Annotated in this window: 15 protein-coding genes and 1 tRNA gene; 5 read left to right on the forward strand and 11 right to left on the reverse strand. The window is 69.5% G+C overall.

The features are described 5' to 3' along the window. Nucleotides 1–61 precede the first annotated feature (61 nt). Complete coding sequence (gene wblA / locus ACGFQC_RS09685; RefSeq protein WP_324787120.1) at nucleotides 62–400, reverse strand: transcriptional regulator WblA; 339 nt, start codon at nucleotides 398–400, stop codon at nucleotides 62–64. A gap of 406 nt (nucleotides 401–806) precedes the next feature. Here wblA and ACGFQC_RS09690 point away from each other — a divergent pair, with 406 nt between their 5' ends. Continuing rightward, nucleotides 807–3,056 carry a transglycosylase domain-containing protein gene (locus ACGFQC_RS09690; protein WP_363087436.1) on the forward strand — a complete coding sequence of 750 codons (2,250 nt, stop codon included), beginning with the start codon at nucleotides 807–809 and terminating at the stop codon, nucleotides 3,054–3,056. Nucleotides 3,057–3,166: 110 nt separating this feature from the next. On the opposite strand, the gene ACGFQC_RS09695 is transcribed toward ACGFQC_RS09690, so the two are convergent. Then, complete coding sequence (locus ACGFQC_RS09695) at nucleotides 3,167–3,631, reverse strand: GatB/YqeY domain-containing protein (protein WP_363087437.1); 465 nt, start codon at nucleotides 3,629–3,631, stop codon at nucleotides 3,167–3,169. A gap of 309 nt (nucleotides 3,632–3,940) precedes the next feature. On the opposite strand from ACGFQC_RS09695, the gene ACGFQC_RS09700 reads away from it, so the two are divergent. From ACGFQC_RS09700 to ACGFQC_RS09710, 3 genes are all read left to right on the forward strand, one after another. Continuing rightward, complete coding sequence (locus ACGFQC_RS09700) at nucleotides 3,941–4,867, forward strand: metallophosphoesterase (RefSeq protein ID WP_363087438.1); 927 nt, start codon at nucleotides 3,941–3,943, stop codon at nucleotides 4,865–4,867. A 187-nt stretch (nucleotides 4,868–5,054) separates the two neighbouring features. Next, nucleotides 5,055–5,825 carry a Pr6Pr family membrane protein gene (locus tag ACGFQC_RS09705; protein ID WP_363087439.1) on the forward strand — a complete coding sequence of 257 codons (771 nt, stop codon included), beginning with the start codon at nucleotides 5,055–5,057 and terminating at the stop codon, nucleotides 5,823–5,825. Nucleotides 5,826–5,881: 56 nt separating this feature from the next. Then, nucleotides 5,882–5,955 (forward strand) — tRNA-Pro (locus ACGFQC_RS09710). Nucleotides 5,956–6,483: 528 nt separating this feature from the next. Here ACGFQC_RS09710 and ACGFQC_RS09715 read toward each other — a convergent pair. From ACGFQC_RS09715 to ACGFQC_RS09745, 7 genes are all read right to left on the reverse strand, one after another. Beyond that, a complete protein-coding gene (locus ACGFQC_RS09715) occupies nucleotides 6,484–7,029 on the reverse strand; it encodes a Pycsar system effector family protein (protein ID WP_363087440.1) in 546 nt (181 codons plus the stop codon). An 87-nt stretch (nucleotides 7,030–7,116) separates the two neighbouring features. Further along, nucleotides 7,117–8,592 carry a DUF4407 domain-containing protein gene (locus ACGFQC_RS09720; RefSeq protein WP_363087441.1) on the reverse strand — a complete coding sequence of 492 codons (1,476 nt, stop codon included), beginning with the start codon at nucleotides 8,590–8,592 and terminating at the stop codon, nucleotides 7,117–7,119. Then, entirely contained in the window at nucleotides 8,585–9,658 is a 1,074-nt protein-coding gene (locus tag ACGFQC_RS09725) for a hypothetical protein (RefSeq protein ID WP_363087442.1), read from the reverse strand. Before ACGFQC_RS09725 ends, ACGFQC_RS09720 begins: the two co-directional genes overlap by 8 nt. Beyond that, entirely contained in the window at nucleotides 9,655–11,895 is a 2,241-nt protein-coding gene (locus ACGFQC_RS09730) for a hypothetical protein (protein WP_363087443.1), read from the reverse strand. The genes ACGFQC_RS09725 and ACGFQC_RS09730 overlap by 4 nt, the downstream gene beginning before the upstream one ends. Beyond that, complete coding sequence (locus tag ACGFQC_RS09735; RefSeq protein WP_363087444.1) at nucleotides 11,888–12,658, reverse strand: hypothetical protein; 771 nt, start codon at nucleotides 12,656–12,658, stop codon at nucleotides 11,888–11,890. Before ACGFQC_RS09735 ends, ACGFQC_RS09730 begins: the two co-directional genes overlap by 8 nt. A 134-nt stretch (nucleotides 12,659–12,792) precedes the next feature. After that, nucleotides 12,793–13,506 (reverse strand): Crp/Fnr family transcriptional regulator, encoded by a 714-nt coding sequence (locus tag ACGFQC_RS09740; RefSeq protein WP_393288016.1) that lies wholly within the window; start codon nucleotides 13,504–13,506, stop codon nucleotides 12,793–12,795. A 187-nt stretch (nucleotides 13,507–13,693) separates the two neighbouring features. Beyond that, the gene (locus ACGFQC_RS09745) at nucleotides 13,694–14,017 is read right to left on the reverse strand and encodes a hypothetical protein (RefSeq protein WP_363087446.1); all 324 of its coding nucleotides are present in this window, start codon (nucleotides 14,015–14,017) and stop codon (nucleotides 13,694–13,696) included. Nucleotides 14,018–14,439: 422 nt separating this feature from the next. On the opposite strand from ACGFQC_RS09745, the gene ACGFQC_RS09750 reads away from it, so the two are divergent. Then, nucleotides 14,440–14,730: a zinc-ribbon domain-containing protein gene (locus tag ACGFQC_RS09750; protein ID WP_363087447.1), complete on the forward strand. Its 291-nt coding sequence runs from the start codon at nucleotides 14,440–14,442 to the stop codon at nucleotides 14,728–14,730. 26 nt (nucleotides 14,731–14,756) lie between these two features. Here ACGFQC_RS09750 and ACGFQC_RS09755 read toward each other — a convergent pair whose 3' ends face one another. Together ACGFQC_RS09755 and ACGFQC_RS09760 are read right to left on the reverse strand one after the other, a co-directional pair. Continuing rightward, the gene (locus tag ACGFQC_RS09755; RefSeq protein WP_363087448.1) at nucleotides 14,757–15,491 is read right to left on the reverse strand and encodes a TIGR03943 family putative permease subunit; all 735 of its coding nucleotides are present in this window, start codon (nucleotides 15,489–15,491) and stop codon (nucleotides 14,757–14,759) included. Beyond that, nucleotides 15,488–16,429, reverse strand: coding sequence for a permease (locus ACGFQC_RS09760; RefSeq protein ID WP_363087705.1), 942 nt, complete (start codon nucleotides 16,427–16,429; stop codon nucleotides 15,488–15,490). Before ACGFQC_RS09760 ends, ACGFQC_RS09755 begins: the two co-directional genes overlap by 4 nt. Nucleotides 16,430–16,615 lie beyond the last annotated feature (186 nt).

Below are 16,615 nucleotides of genomic sequence, written 5' to 3' on the forward strand. Positions count from 1 at the left end.
GGCTGAGGGGACCCACCAGAAGACGGACCTCTCAGCGGGGACCCACCGGGGGACGGACCCCTCAGCCCACCGCCGCGTAGTTCTCGTACACCTGGTCGTCGTCGAGCGGCACGATGCCCGCTCCGCGCTCGTACTCCGAGCGCGCGGTCTCCAGGAGCCGGCGCCAGGAGGTCACGGTCGGCCGCCTGCGCAGCAGTGCGCGGCGCTCGCGCTCGGTCATGCCTCCCCACACGCCGAACTCGACGCGATTGTCGAGCGCGTCCGCCAGGCACTCGGTGCGCACCGGGCATCCGGTGCACACCGCCTTGGCCCTGTTCTGCGCTGCTCCCTGAACGAACAATTCATCCGGATCAGTAGTGCGGCAGGCGGCCTGCGCACTCCAGTCGGTTACCCAGCCCATACCGGCGCCGTCCTCTCCCGAATCGAGGCTCCCCCACGGCGGCAGCGGCATATTCACCGCCGCCAGTTGAGGACGTTACGGAAGGTGGGCACAGCGCAACACCCCCTTCGGGCCCAATCTTGAATGGTCCGAACGGACTATGCGTAAGCGGCAGATCACCCGGGGGAGTGAGCCTGCGACATGTGCGACCATCCCGGCGAATCGGGACGGTTCGCTTGAGTCACAACGGACACCGATTGACACACAAGGCGGATTCGGACACGCCCTCATCAGAAAGCGAGGAACCTCCGGAACGATTCGGGGTCGCCGGACGTATTGATACGTAGCCCTGCTGCTGTGACAGTTGAGAGCAGCTTAGGCCAAGGCATTGACGCGTGTCCGGCGAATGAGAACGTAGGCTGCCCTCATGCCAAAGAAGAGCTCGGGCGGTGGTCTGACGGCGACCCAGCAGGCCGCCAAGTTCCTCGGTGTCAGTGTGCTCGCGGGAGCCGTGCTGGCCGGCATCGCGCTGCCCGCGGTCGGGGCGCTGGGACTGGCCGCGAAGGGGTCGGTGGAGTCCTTCGACGAACTCCCCGCCAACCTCAAGACGCCGCCGCTGAGCCAGCGCACCACGATCCTCGACGCCGAGGGCGACCAGATCGCCACGGTGTACTCCCGGGACCGCACGGTCGTCGACCTCAAGAACATCTCGCCGTACCTGCAGAAGGCGATCGTCGCGATCGAGGACTCCCGCTTCTACCAGCACGGCGCGGTGGACCTGAAGGGCGTCCTGCGCGCCCTCAACAAGAACGCGCAGAGCGGCGGCGTCTCCGAGGGAGCCTCGACGCTCACGCAGCAGTACGTGAAGAACGTCTTCGTCGAGGAGGCCGGTGACGACCCGACGAAGGTCGCGCAGGCCACCCAGCAGACCATCGGCCGGAAGATCCGCGAGCTGAAGTACGCGATCCAGGTCGAGGAGGAGCTGGGCAAGAAGAAGATCCTCGAGAACTACCTGAACATCACCTTCTTCGGCCAGCAGGCCTACGGCGTCGAGGCCGCGTCCCAGCGGTACTTCTCCAAGCACGCCAAGGACCTGACCCTCGCCGAGTCGGCCCTGCTGGCCGGCATCGTCCAGTCGCCCAGCCGCTACGACCCGGTCAACGACGAGGCCGAGGCCGTCAAGCGCCGCAACGTCGTGCTGGAGCGCATGGCCGAGGTCGGCGACGTCTCGCGGGCCGAGGCCGACAAGGCGAAGCAGGCCCCGCTGGGCCTGAAGGTCACCCAGCCGAAGAACGGCTGCATCACGGCCGTGCAGGGCGCCAGCTTCTTCTGCAAGTACGTCGAGCGGGTCTTCCTCAGCGACCCGGTCTTCGGCAAGACGAGGGAGGAGCGCGCCAAGGTCTGGAACCAGGGCGGCCTGACCATCCGCACGACGCTGGAACCGCAGGCCCAGGCGTCCGTGCAGGACTCGCTGAAGGACCACGTCTACAAGTCGGACAAGGTGGCCGCGGCCACCACTCTCGTCGAGCCCGGCACCGGCAAGATCCTCGCGATGGGCCAGTCGAAGCCGTACGGCTACGGCAAGGACGAGACCGAGTACAACTTCTCGGTCGACGCCGCGATGGGCGGGTCGAACTTCGGCTTCCCGACCGGCTCGACGTTCAAGCCGTTCGTGGCCGCGGCCGCGCTGGAGCAGGGCAAGCCGGTGACGCAGTCTTACCCGGCCCCGTTCAAGATGCCGTACCCCGAGAAGGTCCAGACGTGCAGCGGGAAGCCCTGGGTCAACGTCAGGGACGAGACCCTGGAGAACGAGGCCGAGTCCGAGGTCGGACCGTACGCGCTGAAGGAGGCCATGGAGCTGTCGGTCAACACCTACTTCGTGGAGATGCTCGGCGACATCGGCATGTGCCCCGTGGTGAAGATGAGCGACGCCCTCGGCGTCGTCCAGGGCAACGGCGACAAGGTGCCCGAGGTGCCGTCCTCGATGACCCTCGGCTCGACCGGCCTCTCGCCGCTGACCATGGCGAGCGCGTACGCCGCCTTCGCCAGCCGCGGGATGTACTGCACGCCGGTCGCCATCGAGTCGATCACCCAGACCGTGGGCGGCCAGAAGAAGTCGCTGGAGGTCCCGAAGTCGACCTGCTCGCGCGCGATGAGCGAGAAGACCGCGGACAGCATCAACACGCTGCTGAGCGGTGTGACCGACTCCGGCACGGGCAAGCAGGCCGGTCTGTCCGGTCGTGCGAACGCCGGCAAGACGGGTACGACGGACGAGCGCAAGAACGCCTGGTTCGTCGGCTACACGCCGAACCTCTCGGGTGCCGTCTGGGTCGGCAGCGCCTCCCAGAAGGTCAAGATGACCAACATCTCCATCGGCGGCACCTACCACGCCCAGGTCTACGGCGGTGACACCCCCGGCCCGATCTGGCGGGACGCCATGACCGGCGCGCTGGAGGGCAAGGAGGCTCCCTCCTTCAACCTCATCAGCATCCCGAGCGGCGAGAAGGACCCCAAGGAGGACGACCGCGGCGACGACGGGAACAACGGCGACGAGGGCTTCATCGGCGGCCTCATCGACGGCGGCACGACGGGCGACACCTCCGGCGGCATCACCCTCCCGGGCAACCTGTTCCAGGGACAGGGCAACGGGAGCGGCGGCGGCAGGGGCCGGGGCTGAGACCCCGGACACCTCTTCCACGGCTACGGCCCCTGCCTCCCCTCTGGGAGGACAGGGGCCGTAGCCGTCGCCGCAGGGCGCAGGGTCCAGGTGTCGTGCGGTGGTTCGGGTCAGCCCGCGAGGGCCTTCTTGACCACGGCGGCGACGCGGCCGCCCTCCGCCAGACCGGCCACCTTCGGGTTCACGATCTTCATGACGGCGCCCATCGCCCGCGGCCCCTCGGCACCGGCCGCCCTGGCCTCCGCGACGGCCTGGGTGACGATGGCCTCCAACTCGTCGTCACTGAGCTGCTTGGGCAGGTACACGGCGAGGATCTCGCCCTCCGCCCGCTCCCGCTCGGCCGACTCCGCGCGACCACCCTGCGCGAAGGCGTCCGCGGCCTCGCGGCGCTTCTTCGCCTCGCGGCTGATCACCTTCTGCACCTCGTCGTCGGAGAGCTCGCGCTTGGTGGTACCCGCGACCTCTTCCTTCGTGATCGCGGTGAGGGTCAGCCGGAGCGTCGAGGAGCGGAGCTCGTCGCGCTCCTTGATCGCAGCGTTGAGGTCTTCCTTGAGCTTCGACTTGAGCGTGGTCATGAGGGTGATTGTCGCAGGTGCGGACGGAGCGTCGCCCCTTCATTTACGCCCGTTCGCCGACGGCTCCTCACCGGCCCGCTCGCGGCGGACAGCCGCGGCCTGCGTCGGCGGCCTGCGCGGGCGGTGTTCCTTCAAGAGGGGCACGTCAGGGGAGACGTCGGGGCGGGCGCGTCAGGGGTCGAGGGGCCAGGGGGGCACGTCGGAGGTGAGGTACCGGAGTGGCACGTCAGGGACAACTGAGGGGCGTCTCGGGGAGGTTCCGGGGACGGTGGGGTCCTGGCCGTCGAACGGGTCTGACACGATGGTCGTATGCGCGCGCGATACGGAGTACCTCTGTCCATCGCGGCGGCTGGCGCCGCCGGTCTGGTGTACGCGGCGGGTTTCGAGGCCCGCTCCTTCCGCCTCCGAAGGGTGACGGTCCCCGTCCTGCCCGCCGGGATGCGCCCCCTGCGCGTGTTGCAGGTCTCCGACATCCACATGGTGAGCGGCCAGCGCAAGAAGCAGCGCTGGCTGCGCTCACTGGCCGGTCTGCGCCCCGACTTCGTGATCAACACCGGCGACAACCTGTCCGACCCGGAGGGCGTCCCCGAGGTCCTCGACGCGCTCGGCCCGCTGATGGAGTTCCCGGGGGCGTACGTCTTCGGCTCCAACGACTACTACGGCCCCAAGCTGCGCAATCCCGCCCGCTACCTGTTCGAGAAGGCCCAGGGCCGGCACGGACTGAACGGCAACGCGCCCGCGGTCGACGTCGTCCACAACCCGTGGGAGGACCTGCGCGACGGATTCGACGGCGCGGGCTGGCTGAACCTCACCAACACCCGCGGCACCCTGAAGGTCGAGGGCGTGTCGGTCGAGCTGACGGGACTGGACGACCCGCACATCAAGCGGGACCGGTACGCGCAGGTGGCCGGCGGCCCGTCGGAGACGGCGGACTTCTCGATGGGCGTCGTGCACGCGCCGTATCTCCGCGTCCTGGACTCGTACACGGCGGACGGCTACCCCCTGGTCCTGGCCGGCCACACGCACGGCGGCCAGCTCTGCCTCCCCTTCTACGGCGCCCTCGTCACCAACTGCGACCTGGACACGGACCGGGTGAAGGGCCTGTCCACCCACACGGCGGAGAGCCGGACGGCCTACCTGCACGTGTCGGCCGGCTGCGGCACCAACCGCTACACACCCGTGCGGTTCGCGTGCCCGCCGGAGGTGACGTTGTTGACGCTGGTGGGGAGGGAGTAGGGGGAGGCATTTACGGGGCGTGCAGGACTGGGGCGGGGCGTGCGGGACCGGGCGGGCCGGGCGGGGCGTGCGGGGCCGGGCCTGCGGGGCCGGGCACCGAGGACTGACGGGTGGGCAGGGAGAAGAGCTCTCACTCGAACAGGCCACCCGTATCGCCCCTTTTACCCCCTCTTCCTAGCTTGAAGGCATGACCGCCCCGATACCCAGGGACATGCCGGACCTGCCGGCCATCCCACGGACGCACTCGCTCCTGCCCTCCTTCGTCCCCGCCTCCGCGGTGGTGGCCCCGGCACGCCGTCCACTGGCGGGCGTCCTCCGGCTGCTCATCGCGGGGACGGCGACCGGCACCGTGACCCTCGCACTGCTGCTCGGCAGCCCCCTGCGGGCGCTGAGCCACTTCTCGGTCCAGAGCACGATCCTGCTGGCCCTGGTCACCCTGGCGTCGGCCCGCCGCGTCTGGACGGCGCGCCGCCCCCTCCCCTCCGCCCTGACGGGGGCGGCACTGCTCTACGCCGTGGCCAACGGTCTGGTGTACCACCTGCTGCTGGCGGACACGGCGAGTCCGTACTCGGTGACGGGCACGACCGGCACCCCGACGGGCTGGCACGCTGTCGCCCATCACCTCCTGCACACGGTGATCCCGGCGGCGGCCGTCCTGGACTGGCTGCTGCTGACGCCCTCGGCCCACCTGCACCTGCGCCAGGCGGCGACCTGGCTGGTCTACCCGCTGGCCTACCTGGGCTTCTTCCTGACCCGCGCCGCGCTGATCACCGCCGGCACACCCGACCGCTACTTCTACCCCTTCCTGGACGCCGCGGCCCACGGCTACAAGCACACCCTGGCCAACGCCCTCCTCCTCGGCCTCTCCCTCTACGCCCTGGCCGTCCTCCTGGTCGCCCTCGACCACGCCCGCCCGCACCCCGTCCGCCACCGCGTCAAAACCGGATTTCGTCTCTAGCCACCGGTGGGCTAAAGTAAACGACGTCGCCGCGACAAGCAGTAGAGCAGCGACATCGGGGTGTAGCGCAGCTTGGTAGCGCGCTTCGTTCGGGACGAAGAGGTCGTGGGTTCAAATCCCGCCACCCCGACAGTGAAGTACCAGGTCAGGGGCCTGATCCGCATCGCGGGTCGGGCCCCTGAGTGGTTCTGCGGGCCGTTTTGGGAGCTGGGCGCCAACCGCAGCAGGGGCGGGTCGAGGCGACGTGGTCACCAGAGAGGGCAACTCCCGTCGGCAGGGGTGCATCGAGGAGGTCGAGCGCCGGCCTCGTCGCTTCCGCCCTGCCATGCACCGCGGAGACGAAATCGTCGGTTTCCCGTGCGCACGCCGGGACGAAGCGATCGTTCTCGGACCGATGTCTCTGTTGCAGCCGGCCCAAGGCCGAGGCTCGGGCGTCAGTCGCTGACGTAGTTCCTTGCCTGGGCCGCCTCATCCGGGCCTTGGCCCGCGGTGAGCCAAAACTGCGGCGTTGAACCCGCTCCTGTCTCCCAGACAGTGGCCCGACACGGCGAAGAGATCCTTACTCTGGTCGGCAACGCCTCGGCTGCCATCGGCGGGCAGCTCTCACTGAACGCGTTGCCATCGGATGCCCTGCGCCCTCCCTCCCATCATCGAACCGCTAATTCGACGCTCCCGTCACAATGCCCAGAAGCGTGAGCGTGAAGAAGGCTGCACCCCAGGCCAGTGCGTGGCGTATGCAGCGGTATTTGGTCCAGACGATCTGGGACAGGATCGCCAGTTGGCTCAGGTCCCGGGACACGGGGTCGGTACGACGCACCATGCGCTCCAGGTGTGCGACCGACACGGCCAGCCGGGCGTCGCCGAAGTAATGAGTGCGGGAGTGATGGGGGCTTCCAAGGCGTGGGGTCATGGCCAGGCCCAGTAGGACGAGTGCCGGTACACAGGCGGCACAGCCCACCCAGAGGAGGAGTTGCGGAACGACTGGGTAGTGCCGCGGAGCGATGACGCTGCCGCCGATCACACCGAGCAGGGCGGTCAGGCTCGCGCCCAGAGACGCCAGTATGAGGCCGGCTTTGTTGTCCGCCCTCGCGAGCTCCTCACGGGCCTCGGACAGCAGGACCCTGGCGAGTTCCGCGCCCCGGTCGGGTGCAGCGCCGGTGTCGTTGTCAGGATCCGTGTCGGCGCCGCCTCCGTGTGTGGTCATGCCTCCCCTTCCTTTCCATCAGTGTCAGGCGGCCGCCCCGGCGTGCGGGACGGCCGTGGTGCTGTGTTCCCGGTGCAGGCAGGTGTGTCAGACCGTCGAGGAGTGGCGGATCTCGTCCTCCAGCGCGTTCACCGCCTGCCGGACCCGAATGTTCATCGTTGCCGTGTGTTCCCGGAACGCCGCCTCCGACTCGACGCGATGGCGCCGGACCTTCTGTTCGATGGCGTCCTGGGCGATCTCGAGGTTCGCCATGGCTCGGTGCTCGGCGAGCCGGACCTCCTCGCTGTGGATCTTTACCGCGCTGTTGCTTTCACCGGTGAGCATGCGGTCGTACGCGGTCTCACCGCTCAGGTACTTCACCAGCACGGGGAGCACATCGAGCATTACGAACAGCAGCCGGACCAGCCAGATACCCACGAACAGCACCGGGTTCCCGCTCGCGAGTTCGTCGAGTGCCCGGATCCGTTCCAGGACACCGATCTCCTTCTGCTTGGCGCGCTCACCGTCCAGCCGCCGTTCGATGCCGGCGGCCCGGCTCTTGAGGAACGCGCCACGTGACGAGGTCAGCTCGGCCTCGATTGTCGAGATGCGACTGTTCATGCCGACGAGTCGCTTCTCGTTCTCACTGGTGTGGTGGACGGTCCGGTAGTCGCGTGCCTTGTCGCGCAGACGCAGGCACTCGGACGTCCGTTGATACAGGCCGGTGGCGGCTATGCGGATCAGTCGGCGGCACTCGTCACGCACCTCGGAGTCGATGGTCTCCAGTCTGGTGGTGTCCCGGTCCACCCGCTTCTGCAGGGCGGCGGCGTCCGAGCGCAAAGCGGCCAGTTCCTCGGCACGCTCGCCGGGCGTCGCGCCGAAGGAAAGGATGTACGTCCTGTCGCAGCCCTTCGGAATGGCGGTCTGCGTCGTGGACGGTACGGGATTGCAGCGGACCAGGTTTGTGCGCAACTGGTCGATGACGTCCGTGCGTTCGTCCGCAACATGCTGCTCGATGGCCGTCTGGAAGATGCGCAGCACCAACGGCTCCGCGATCACCGCGCCAAGCATCAGAGCGATCAGCAGCCGCGTGAGGAGGGGGCCGACCCGCCGCCGCGCGTTCGGCTGCGGAGTGACCAGCCAGCGGTCGAGGTTGAGCACAAACAGCATCCAGATGACCGTCGGAATCAGGGCCGTGAAGGAGACCCTGCCGAGTGCCTCGGTCGCGAAGTTCCACATGGAGAACGCCGCGATGACGGAGGTACCGAGCACTACCCCGCCGAGGGCTGTGTACTTGCTCCGCTCGTATCTGACCCTGGCCAGCAGCTCCTCGTCGACGCCGGTCAGGGTACGCAGACGTCGTGCGGCGTCGAAGCCGATGCGGTTGGTGGCACGGCCAAGGGCCTCTTCACCGGTGGTGCGGGCAGAGGGCCCCTTACCCATGATGCGTGCAGAGGGCCCACTGCCCGTGGTGCGGGCAGCGGTCCGGCCGTTTGCGGTACGGAAGGCAGCCGCCGCATCGTCGATGGCCTGACCGTCCACCGTGCCGGAGGCCGTCACATGATCCGTCAGGAAGTCAGTCAACGAGATCGTCCTCGTCCTTGACGAAACCGCCCTCCGGGTCGCGCGAACCACCCCGGCCCGTTACCGTGCGGCCGGGGCGTGCCCTTCCCGACCCGACCATGCGGGTGGTGTCCGCAGCGGCCTCGATGCCGGGCGCGGCCTGGCCGCCCATCTCCCGCAGGACCTGGTCCAGCATCTGGTGGTAGTCGACGTACTCGCTGCCGGTCGCCTGCCGCAGCAGCGTCAGCAGCATCTCGCGGCGTATCTGTGCCTCCGCCGTCTCCAGCGACTGCGCGTGGGCCCGGTCCGCCGTTTCGTCCTTGTGGCGGCGGACCGACTCCTCCTCGGTGATCCGGTGGATACGGGCCGCCACCTCGGTCACGTCGATCTCCTTCCGGGCGATGCCGAAGGCGTCCACGTGGTCGGATCCCTGGGAGAGCAGTTCCGCGATCCGGAGCGCGTCCTGGGTCTCGAAGTCGCGCTGTCCACGCTGGAGTTCCCAGGATCGCCGCTCATCGCGCAGCTTCTGCTCCCAGTCCCGCAGCTCCTGTGACGCGTGCACCTCGGCGCTGACGAACTCGATGCTCATGCCCGCGACACGCGGCGGCACGATCGCGCTGTAGGCGGTCATACGGTGGCCGGCCTCGGTGCGCACCGCGTTGATCTCCTCCACACGGTGCCCGGCGCTCACCCTTGGCAGGTCGCTGTCGCCCATCAGGTAGGCGCGCAGGGGGACGGTGACGTCGATGACGCCCTGCCGTGCGACGACGGTCGGGTCCGTCACCTGGCAGGTGAAGGACGCCCGCACGGTGAAATTGTCCGCCTCGCTCATCGACGGCAGCGGGCGCTCCACATCGACCAGGCGCGCTCGGGTGTCGACCAGGCTGACCGAGGAGGCGTCGAGCACATCGGGGTGGGACGGGTCGAACACCATGCCCTCGGGGAAGGTGCGGTAGTTCCCGCCGACCCTGAAGACATGGACCGCGCCGGGCGGCAGCGGCGGCACGTCCTCGCGGCGGCGACGCCGAGACCACCAGGTGCCCTGGACCGTGGCCAGGATGTGCTCGGCTATGACCGGGTAGTTCACTTGTTTCGGCCTCCTTGGACGGAAGGGAAGGGAGCGGTGGGGATAAGGGACGTGACGGAACGCCGGGAGTCCGCAGACGCCTGGCCGCGCAGCGGTCCGAGGAGCACCTGCGCCAGCTGGACGGCACCGGGAATCGCGTAGTCGGGGTGCTTGAACGCGATGGACAGGTGATGGCGCAGCGCGGTCCACTGCCTCGGGCTCATGGCGTTCCGCATGGCTTCGCCGAGTTCGCGCACAGTGCCGGTGGCGGACGGGTCGTCGCGCAACTGCACCAGCGTCCGGCACAGCGCGCTCACCGCCCGGCTCCGGTTGCTGCTGTGCAGGACGTCCGCCCACAGCGACGCAAGATGGCGGGCACTGTCCGGGACACTGCGCAGGAGTGCCGCGGTCACGGGCTCAGCGGTCTCCAACCGTGTGGCTTCCAGAAGTTGGACGGCGATCCTCAGCGCGATCGACCGCTCCCGGGAGCCCGGCGCCACCTTCGCGATCACGGTCCGTACGTACCGGAGGATCAACAGGGCACGTTCGGGATCTCGTTCCGCGGTCTGCAGCAGCAGCACCAGGGAGTGGCGGGCCGAGAACGCGACCCGCTCGCCCCGGCACGCCAGGAACCACAGCCACTTGAGCGTCTCCAGTCGGTAGAGCGAGCCCAGGCGACCCGTCAGCGCCATGGCCGCCGTCACCGCACGCTCCGCACCGCGGTTGTCCATCCAGCTCACGACAGTGCTCAGGGCCTGCGGGGCGAGGTGCTCGACGTCGCACATGAACTGGAGCGTCAGCGCGGCGGTCACCCGTTGGTCGGTGACGCCTCCGGACCACACCGTCAGCAGGCTCTCGTCGACTTCGACCAGCGCGTACCGGGCCAGCAGCGCGACGCCCCGGGCCACCTCTGTCCGGGTGTCCAGGTCGCCCAGCAGTGCCAGTTCGCCCAGCCACCGGCGCAGCGGATACCAGAGCTCGTAGCCGTACAGGTCGTGCAGCTCCGCGATGACGAGTTCGCGGATGCGTGGCGAGGTGAAGACCAGGCACCGCTCGCTGCGCCCGGCGCTCCGGCTCGGGCCGAGCCTGTGCTCGGTTGTCACGAGTCCCACCGCCCGTTCGCGCCACCGGGCCCGGGACTGGCCCGCCACCGCACCGCTCGCCGGCACCGCGGTCGATCCGTCCAGCTCCGCGACCGGCGTCTCGCCGCTCTGCTCCCAGTTGCGCACGTGCGCGGCGAGCGCGGCGCACTCCTTCTCGAACGTCCGCTCCGGGATGCCCTCCAGGAAAGCCAGGGCCGCGAGTGGGAGCAGATCGTCCGCGGCCGGCCTCTCGCGGAACCACCCCTGCACCCGCTCCCGGTAGCGGTCCCGCAGGGTGTCCAGCGCCTTCTCCGCACCCTCCCGGGACAGGGCCACGGCCGCTGCGACGACGTCCGCCGGCCGCCGCTGTTCGCTGACCCGCTCCCGCAGCTCCTTCTCGGTGTCCGGCTCGAGGTTGACGTCCGGCAGCTGCCTCCGGCAGTGCTCGAACAGTTCCTCGGGGTCCGGGGCCTGCCACGGCACGCAGTGGTCCCGCAGCGCCAGCCGCCGGCGGGCCGTGTCGCCCGCCGTGATCACCAGGTACGACCCCTTGCGGCCCAGTTCCTCGCTCAACCGCCTGATGTCGTAAGCCTGCACGGCCGCGGGACGCAGTTCGCCGACGTAGTCGAGGATGACGTACCCCTGCCCCGGCTTGAGGTCCTGCGAAGCTGCCAGTTCGGCGAGGGCGTTGGCGGGCGACAGACTGCGCAGCCCGGCCTCCTTGCCCAGGATCCTCCTGAGCAGGGCGAGGGAGCCGGCGCTCCGGCCGCAGTTGTCCTGGCCGGTCAGTACGACGAGAGCGTCCTCGCGCAGCTTGCCGAGCGCCTCGTCGAAGCAGGGTTGCGGCGGGACGTGGAACCGCAGGGCCCGGTCCACCTCCTCGGGCTCGATGGTGCCGGGAGCGAGTCCGGGAGACGAGGCCGCGCCGAAGCCGAATGCCGCTCCGGAGGCGTCGACGACGCCGTAGAAGTTGTTGCTGACGAGCTGGTGGACGCGGCGCAGATCGTCAAAGCCCCGGTCGTCCTCCTCCCGATCGTCCGGCTCCTCGCGCCGCTCGGCGGCCGCGTCCCTGCCGGTGCCCGGGCCGAGATCCTCCTCCCCGGCCTCCGGCGCGCCGCCGTCCTCGTCAAAAGGCGATACGGCCGGCCTCTCGTCCGGGTCCGAAGCGTCAGCCACCGGCGCTCCCGAAGCCGAAGACGGCACCCCGGGCGTCCACGGAGCCGGCCACGTTGGTGACATTGATGCTTTCGGCCTGGTACTCGTTGCTGATCGCCGTTCCATCGCCGACCCCGCTCACGGCGGCCGCTCCGAGCCGGCCCACTGTGGGCACCTCCGACACCGGATCCGCGGGTCTCCCCGCCTCTGCGGTTCCGGGCTCACGTGAGGCGGCGGTCGGCACGCCGAGCGCGGGCACACTCAGCCAGGCGGGTGCCTCGTACTCCTTCACCTGGACGGTGACGTGGGTGAAGTCAGTGGTGGACAGGGTTGTGTGACCACCCGCCACCGTGGACCGGAAGACGTCGTCGGACAGCAACAGCACCAGGTCGGCGTCCGGGTGCGCGGCCAGGGCGTCGTAAAGCTGACGCGCGCCCAGCAGCCGTGCCGTGGCCACCACGGCCGAACCGGCGAAGCCGTTTTCAGCCAGCTCCACCAGCCCCTGGTGGACGACCGCCCGCAGGCGCATCCGGGCCTCGGGCACTCGTTGGGCGTTGTACCGACGCAGCTCGGCAACGAGATGGCGGACGTAGTCGTCGACCAACCGTGGCTCGGTACCGTCCAGGGGACGCACCGCGAGCTGTTCGTCGCCCTTGCGCTGGATCTGCCACTGCGTACGGTCCAGGCCGACGCCTCTGGCAGCGCGGTCGAGCAACCGCGGCAGGTCATGCTGAATTTCGGACTGACTACGGTCGTTCTTGCTGCCGTAGGCCTGTGCGTCCACGGCTATACAGGCGCAGTGACAGAACCCGGACCACTCAAGCACCGGATCATTCCTCTCTGGGCAGGGCGTGGGCAGACATGACCCACGAAGTGCTGTCCGAGAGGCTAGGAGAGTCCGAGTGAAGTGATCCCGTATCAATACGGGTTGTCAGCCACGACTTTGGCGAATTCAAGCAGTTTCGGAACGTCACAGATGGTTATGTTCCGGTAACTGCGTTCCACCAGCCCCTTGGCGGCCAGCGCGGCCAGACTCTTTTCGGCCGTGTTGAGAGCGAGGCCGGCCAGCGACGCGAGTTCTTTCTGGGTGAGTGTCACACCGAGGTCGCACCGCTTGCCGTCGCCGTCCGGCACGGGCTGGGCGTAGGCCTGACTCAACTCGGCCAGGACCCGGGCCAGCCGGGTCAGCGAGTCGTAGGCCTGGAAATCGATCCGGCGCCGGTTGGCCCAACGCAACCGGGCGCACAGCATGTGGAGGATGGCCCGTACGGCGTCCGGGTGACGGGTGAGGAAGGTCTCCAGCGCCCGCACCTGGATGATCCGGGCAGTCACGTCACTGCACGCGACCACCGTGCCAGACCTGGGGCGCTCCTCGAAGGCCGCCATTTCGCCGACCAGGTCACCCGCTATGCGGACGGCGAGCAGCATGTCGTAACCGCTCTCCGCACTGGCGACCACCTTCACGACACCACTCGTGATCAACAGGACGTGCCGGCTCTCGTCGCCCTGCTGCAGCAGCGTCCGATGCGGCGGATAGGCGATCGGGGTTCCCTGCCTCAGCAGTTCGTCGCGTGTGGCATTCCGTAACCGGCCGAGAAAGGTGGACGGCGGCCACGCGTGATTCACCAGCACCCCCGACGATCTCGCTCTGCAGCGCCGCGCGCCGTTCAGATGCCTGACCATGTTGCCGTCGAACCGTGTTCCGGAAAACAGTCAGGGCGACAGGTGACCTATTTTCTCGCTCCGCAGCCGGAATTGACCGAATGAACGTTCCTCATTGGAACAATTGGCTCGACTTTCGACTACCGGAACCTGCCCATCACCGCGCGGCGGCTCTCGGGGAGCCGACCCGCTGCCCGAGGTCGACGATCCGGACCGGCTGCCCGGTGGTACGGGCGACGGCCTCGAAGTCGCGGTCGTGGTGCAGCAGCGCGAATCCCGCTTCTTCGGCGGGGAACGCAGGGGGATCGGTGGGCGACGACCAGAAATCAGATCGGACGTCGGGGTCCGGGAGCGGGCCGACCGTCCGGATCGTCGGCGGCGCCACCGAGGACTTGGTGACATATGGGGTGGCGACCTCGAAGGTGGCCTCGAACGCCCGCAGAAGGGCGGACCTGCCCATGCCCGAGACGCCGTCGAACACGATCGACCGGCCTCCCCGCCCTGCTGTCACGTCCGCCGTCAACGAGCGCTACTCGTCCATGTGCTCCACGCGGTCGACGAACCCGGTCCCCACCACAGCCCCCATCCGGGTCACCCGTCACAGCACTTCCGTGCTCACAGAGTCACTCGTCGACCACGGTGAATCACGGGCGAGGGCGCCGGGCCGGGAATTCGACCACAGGTTCCGGCCTCGCGATTCGCTGTGGCGTCCCGGTGCCCGGACGGCGGCCCGCGGGGCGGTGGTGGCGGTTGTTCCGTGGTCCGGGATCTGTGGCGGAGCCGGCCGCCGGGGTGGGCCGTGGGGGGATCATGGGAGGTGGGTGGATGGCATCGTGTGTGGTGCCAGACGCTGCTTCCTCGCATGGTGGGAGGGAGGCGACGAACCGGGAAAGGACCGGCGACATGATCATCTTTGGGACCAAGGGGTATCTGTACCAGCTTGCGATACTGACGCTGGTGTGCGGGCGCTGCGGCAATCCGTCCGCGCACACGCTGCGGAAGCGGGTCACGAAGTTCACGCTGTTCTTCGTGCCGCTGTTCCCGATCTCGACGAAGTACACCACGCAGTGCACGTTCTGCGGGGCGGAGCAGAAGCTGGTGAAGGAGCAGGCCGAGCACCTGCAGGCACAGGCCGCCGGCGGGCAGGGCGGGCAGGCCTACGGGCAGCCGCAGCAGCAGCCGTACCAGTCCTGACACCACCGCTGGCGTCCACTGCCGTTTCAGGTGTTCCACGTCTCGTCGTAGGGATCCTCCGGCGCGGGCGTCGGCCTGGCCGCGGTGACCTCGATGAAGGGGATCGGGCCGTCGTTGACGGGGTCCTTGACGCGGTGCGGGGTGTAGGTGCCGGTGATCTCCAACCAGGTGTCCGGCTGGAGGACCGGGGGGATGCGGCCGGTCAGGCCCACTTTGACCGGTTGGGCGTCCGCCGCGCAGCAGTTGAGGGCCATGCGGACCAGGTACGGGGTGCCGTCGCGGTCCAGTGCCAGGAAGCCGGTGAGCCGGACGCTGCGGCCGGTGAGCGTGCGGCCGTCGTCGTAGGCCGCGCGGCCCGCGTAGTCGGTCACGCTGAGGCGGAGGGGGTCCGCGGCGGGCAGCGGCGGGTAGGCCGGCGGCTCCTGGAGCGCCGTACCGGCGCGGGTGGCGCTGTACGAGCCGAGGGCCGGCGGGGCCACCAGGATCAGGGCGAGGAGGGGAAGGACGAGCAGCCAGGAGACGCGGGGCTCGGGGTGGAGGGCCCGCGGGGCCCGGGGGGTGGTGGGGCTCTTCTTCTGTCGCGTCGCCCGCCACTCGTACCAGGCCGTCGCCAGTGCCGTCGCGATCAGGACCGCGCCCGCCGCCAGGAGCAGGGGGCGCAGGCCCGCCTTCACGTAGCGCAGGTAGAGGTCGGTGGTGCCCGCGTGCAGCAGGCTCGCGCCGAGGAGGAACAGGACGGCCGACTGGGCCTGGCGGTTCACAGCAGCACCGCCCCGGTCAGGATCGCCCCGGTGATCGCCAGCACGAAGGTGACGGGCGCGAAGCGGAGGGCGAAGCCGCGGCCGAACGTACCGGCCTGCATCGCGAACAGTTTCAGGTCGATCATCGGGCCGACGACGAGGAAGGCCAGCCGGGCCGTCAGCGAGAACTGCGTCAGCGACGCCGCCACGAACGCGTCCGCCTCCGAGCAGATCGACAGGACCACCGCCAGCACCGCGAGCGACAGCACCGCCACCGCCGGGTTGTCGGCCGCCGTACGCAGCCAGTGCTCCGGAGTCACCGCCTTGAGCGTCGCCGCCGCCATCGCGCCCACCACCAGGAAACCGCCCGCGTGCATCACGTCATGGCGCGTCGAGTCCCAGAACGCCTCGCCCCTGCTGCGGCCCTCGTGCCGTGCGTGCGCCGGCGGTCGCATCCAGTCCGCGCGGCCCAGGCGGTGCCACAGCCAGCCCATGGCGCAGGCCACCAGCAGGCTCGCCACGAAGCGGGCCGGGACCATCTCCGGGTTGCGGGGGAACGCCACCGCCGTCGCCGTCAGCACGATCGGGTTGATCGCCGGGGCGGAGAGGAGGAAGGCGAGCGCCGCGGCGGGGGTCACTCCGCGGCGCACCAGCGCACCCGCGACCGGTACGGACGCGCACTCGCAGCCCGGCAGGACCGCGCCCGCCAGACCGGCCACCGGGACCGCCAGCGCGGGCCGGCGGGGCAGGGCCCGGGCGAAGAAGGACGGCGGGACGTAGACCGCGATCGCCGCCGACAGCAGGACGCCCAGGACGAGGAACGGCAGCGCCTGGATCATCACCGCCACGAACACCGTCGTCCAGGTCTGCATCACCGGGGCGGAGAGGGCGCGGCGCAGGGGGGCCTGCAGCAGCACCATGAGGAGCAGAAGGAGGGTGAGGACCAGGGGGGAGGTCAGGCGGCGGGGGGCGGGGGCGGGGGGTGCGTTCCGGTTCCCGTTCCCACTCCCGTCTTCGCTCGGGGTGCCCGCTCCCTCCGAGCCCTTCGACGTGCCCGGCTGCTTCGGGGCCTGTTCTGTTGTGGCCACGGGTGGGGCACCTCCGGGTCGCGTCGTTCTCCCTCCCCTCTCTTACGGGCTCACGGC

The organism is Streptomyces sp. NPDC048734 (assembly GCF_043198675.1).
Lineage (GTDB): Bacteria > Actinomycetota > Actinomycetes > Streptomycetales > Streptomycetaceae > Streptomyces.

Excerpts from the sequence above, each read along its gene's own strand:
- wblA (WP_324787120.1), bottom strand. The coding sequence starts at position 400 with ATGGGCTGGGTAACCGACTGGAGTGCGCAGGCCGCCTGCCGCACTACT.
- ACGFQC_RS09690 (WP_363087436.1), top strand. The coding sequence starts at position 807 with ATGCCAAAGAAGAGCTCGGGCGGTGGTCTGACGGCGACCCAGCAGGCC.
- ACGFQC_RS09695 (WP_363087437.1), bottom strand. The coding sequence starts at position 3,631 with ATGACCACGCTCAAGTCGAAGCTCAAGGAAGACCTCAACGCTGCGATC.
- ACGFQC_RS09700 (WP_363087438.1), top strand. The coding sequence starts at position 3,941 with ATGCGCGCGCGATACGGAGTACCTCTGTCCATCGCGGCGGCTGGCGCC.
- ACGFQC_RS09705 (WP_363087439.1), top strand. The coding sequence starts at position 5,055 with ATGACCGCCCCGATACCCAGGGACATGCCGGACCTGCCGGCCATCCCA.
- ACGFQC_RS09715 (WP_363087440.1), bottom strand. The coding sequence starts at position 7,029 with ATGACCACACACGGAGGCGGCGCCGACACGGATCCTGACAACGACACC.
- ACGFQC_RS09750 (WP_363087447.1), top strand. The coding sequence starts at position 14,440 with ATGATCATCTTTGGGACCAAGGGGTATCTGTACCAGCTTGCGATACTG.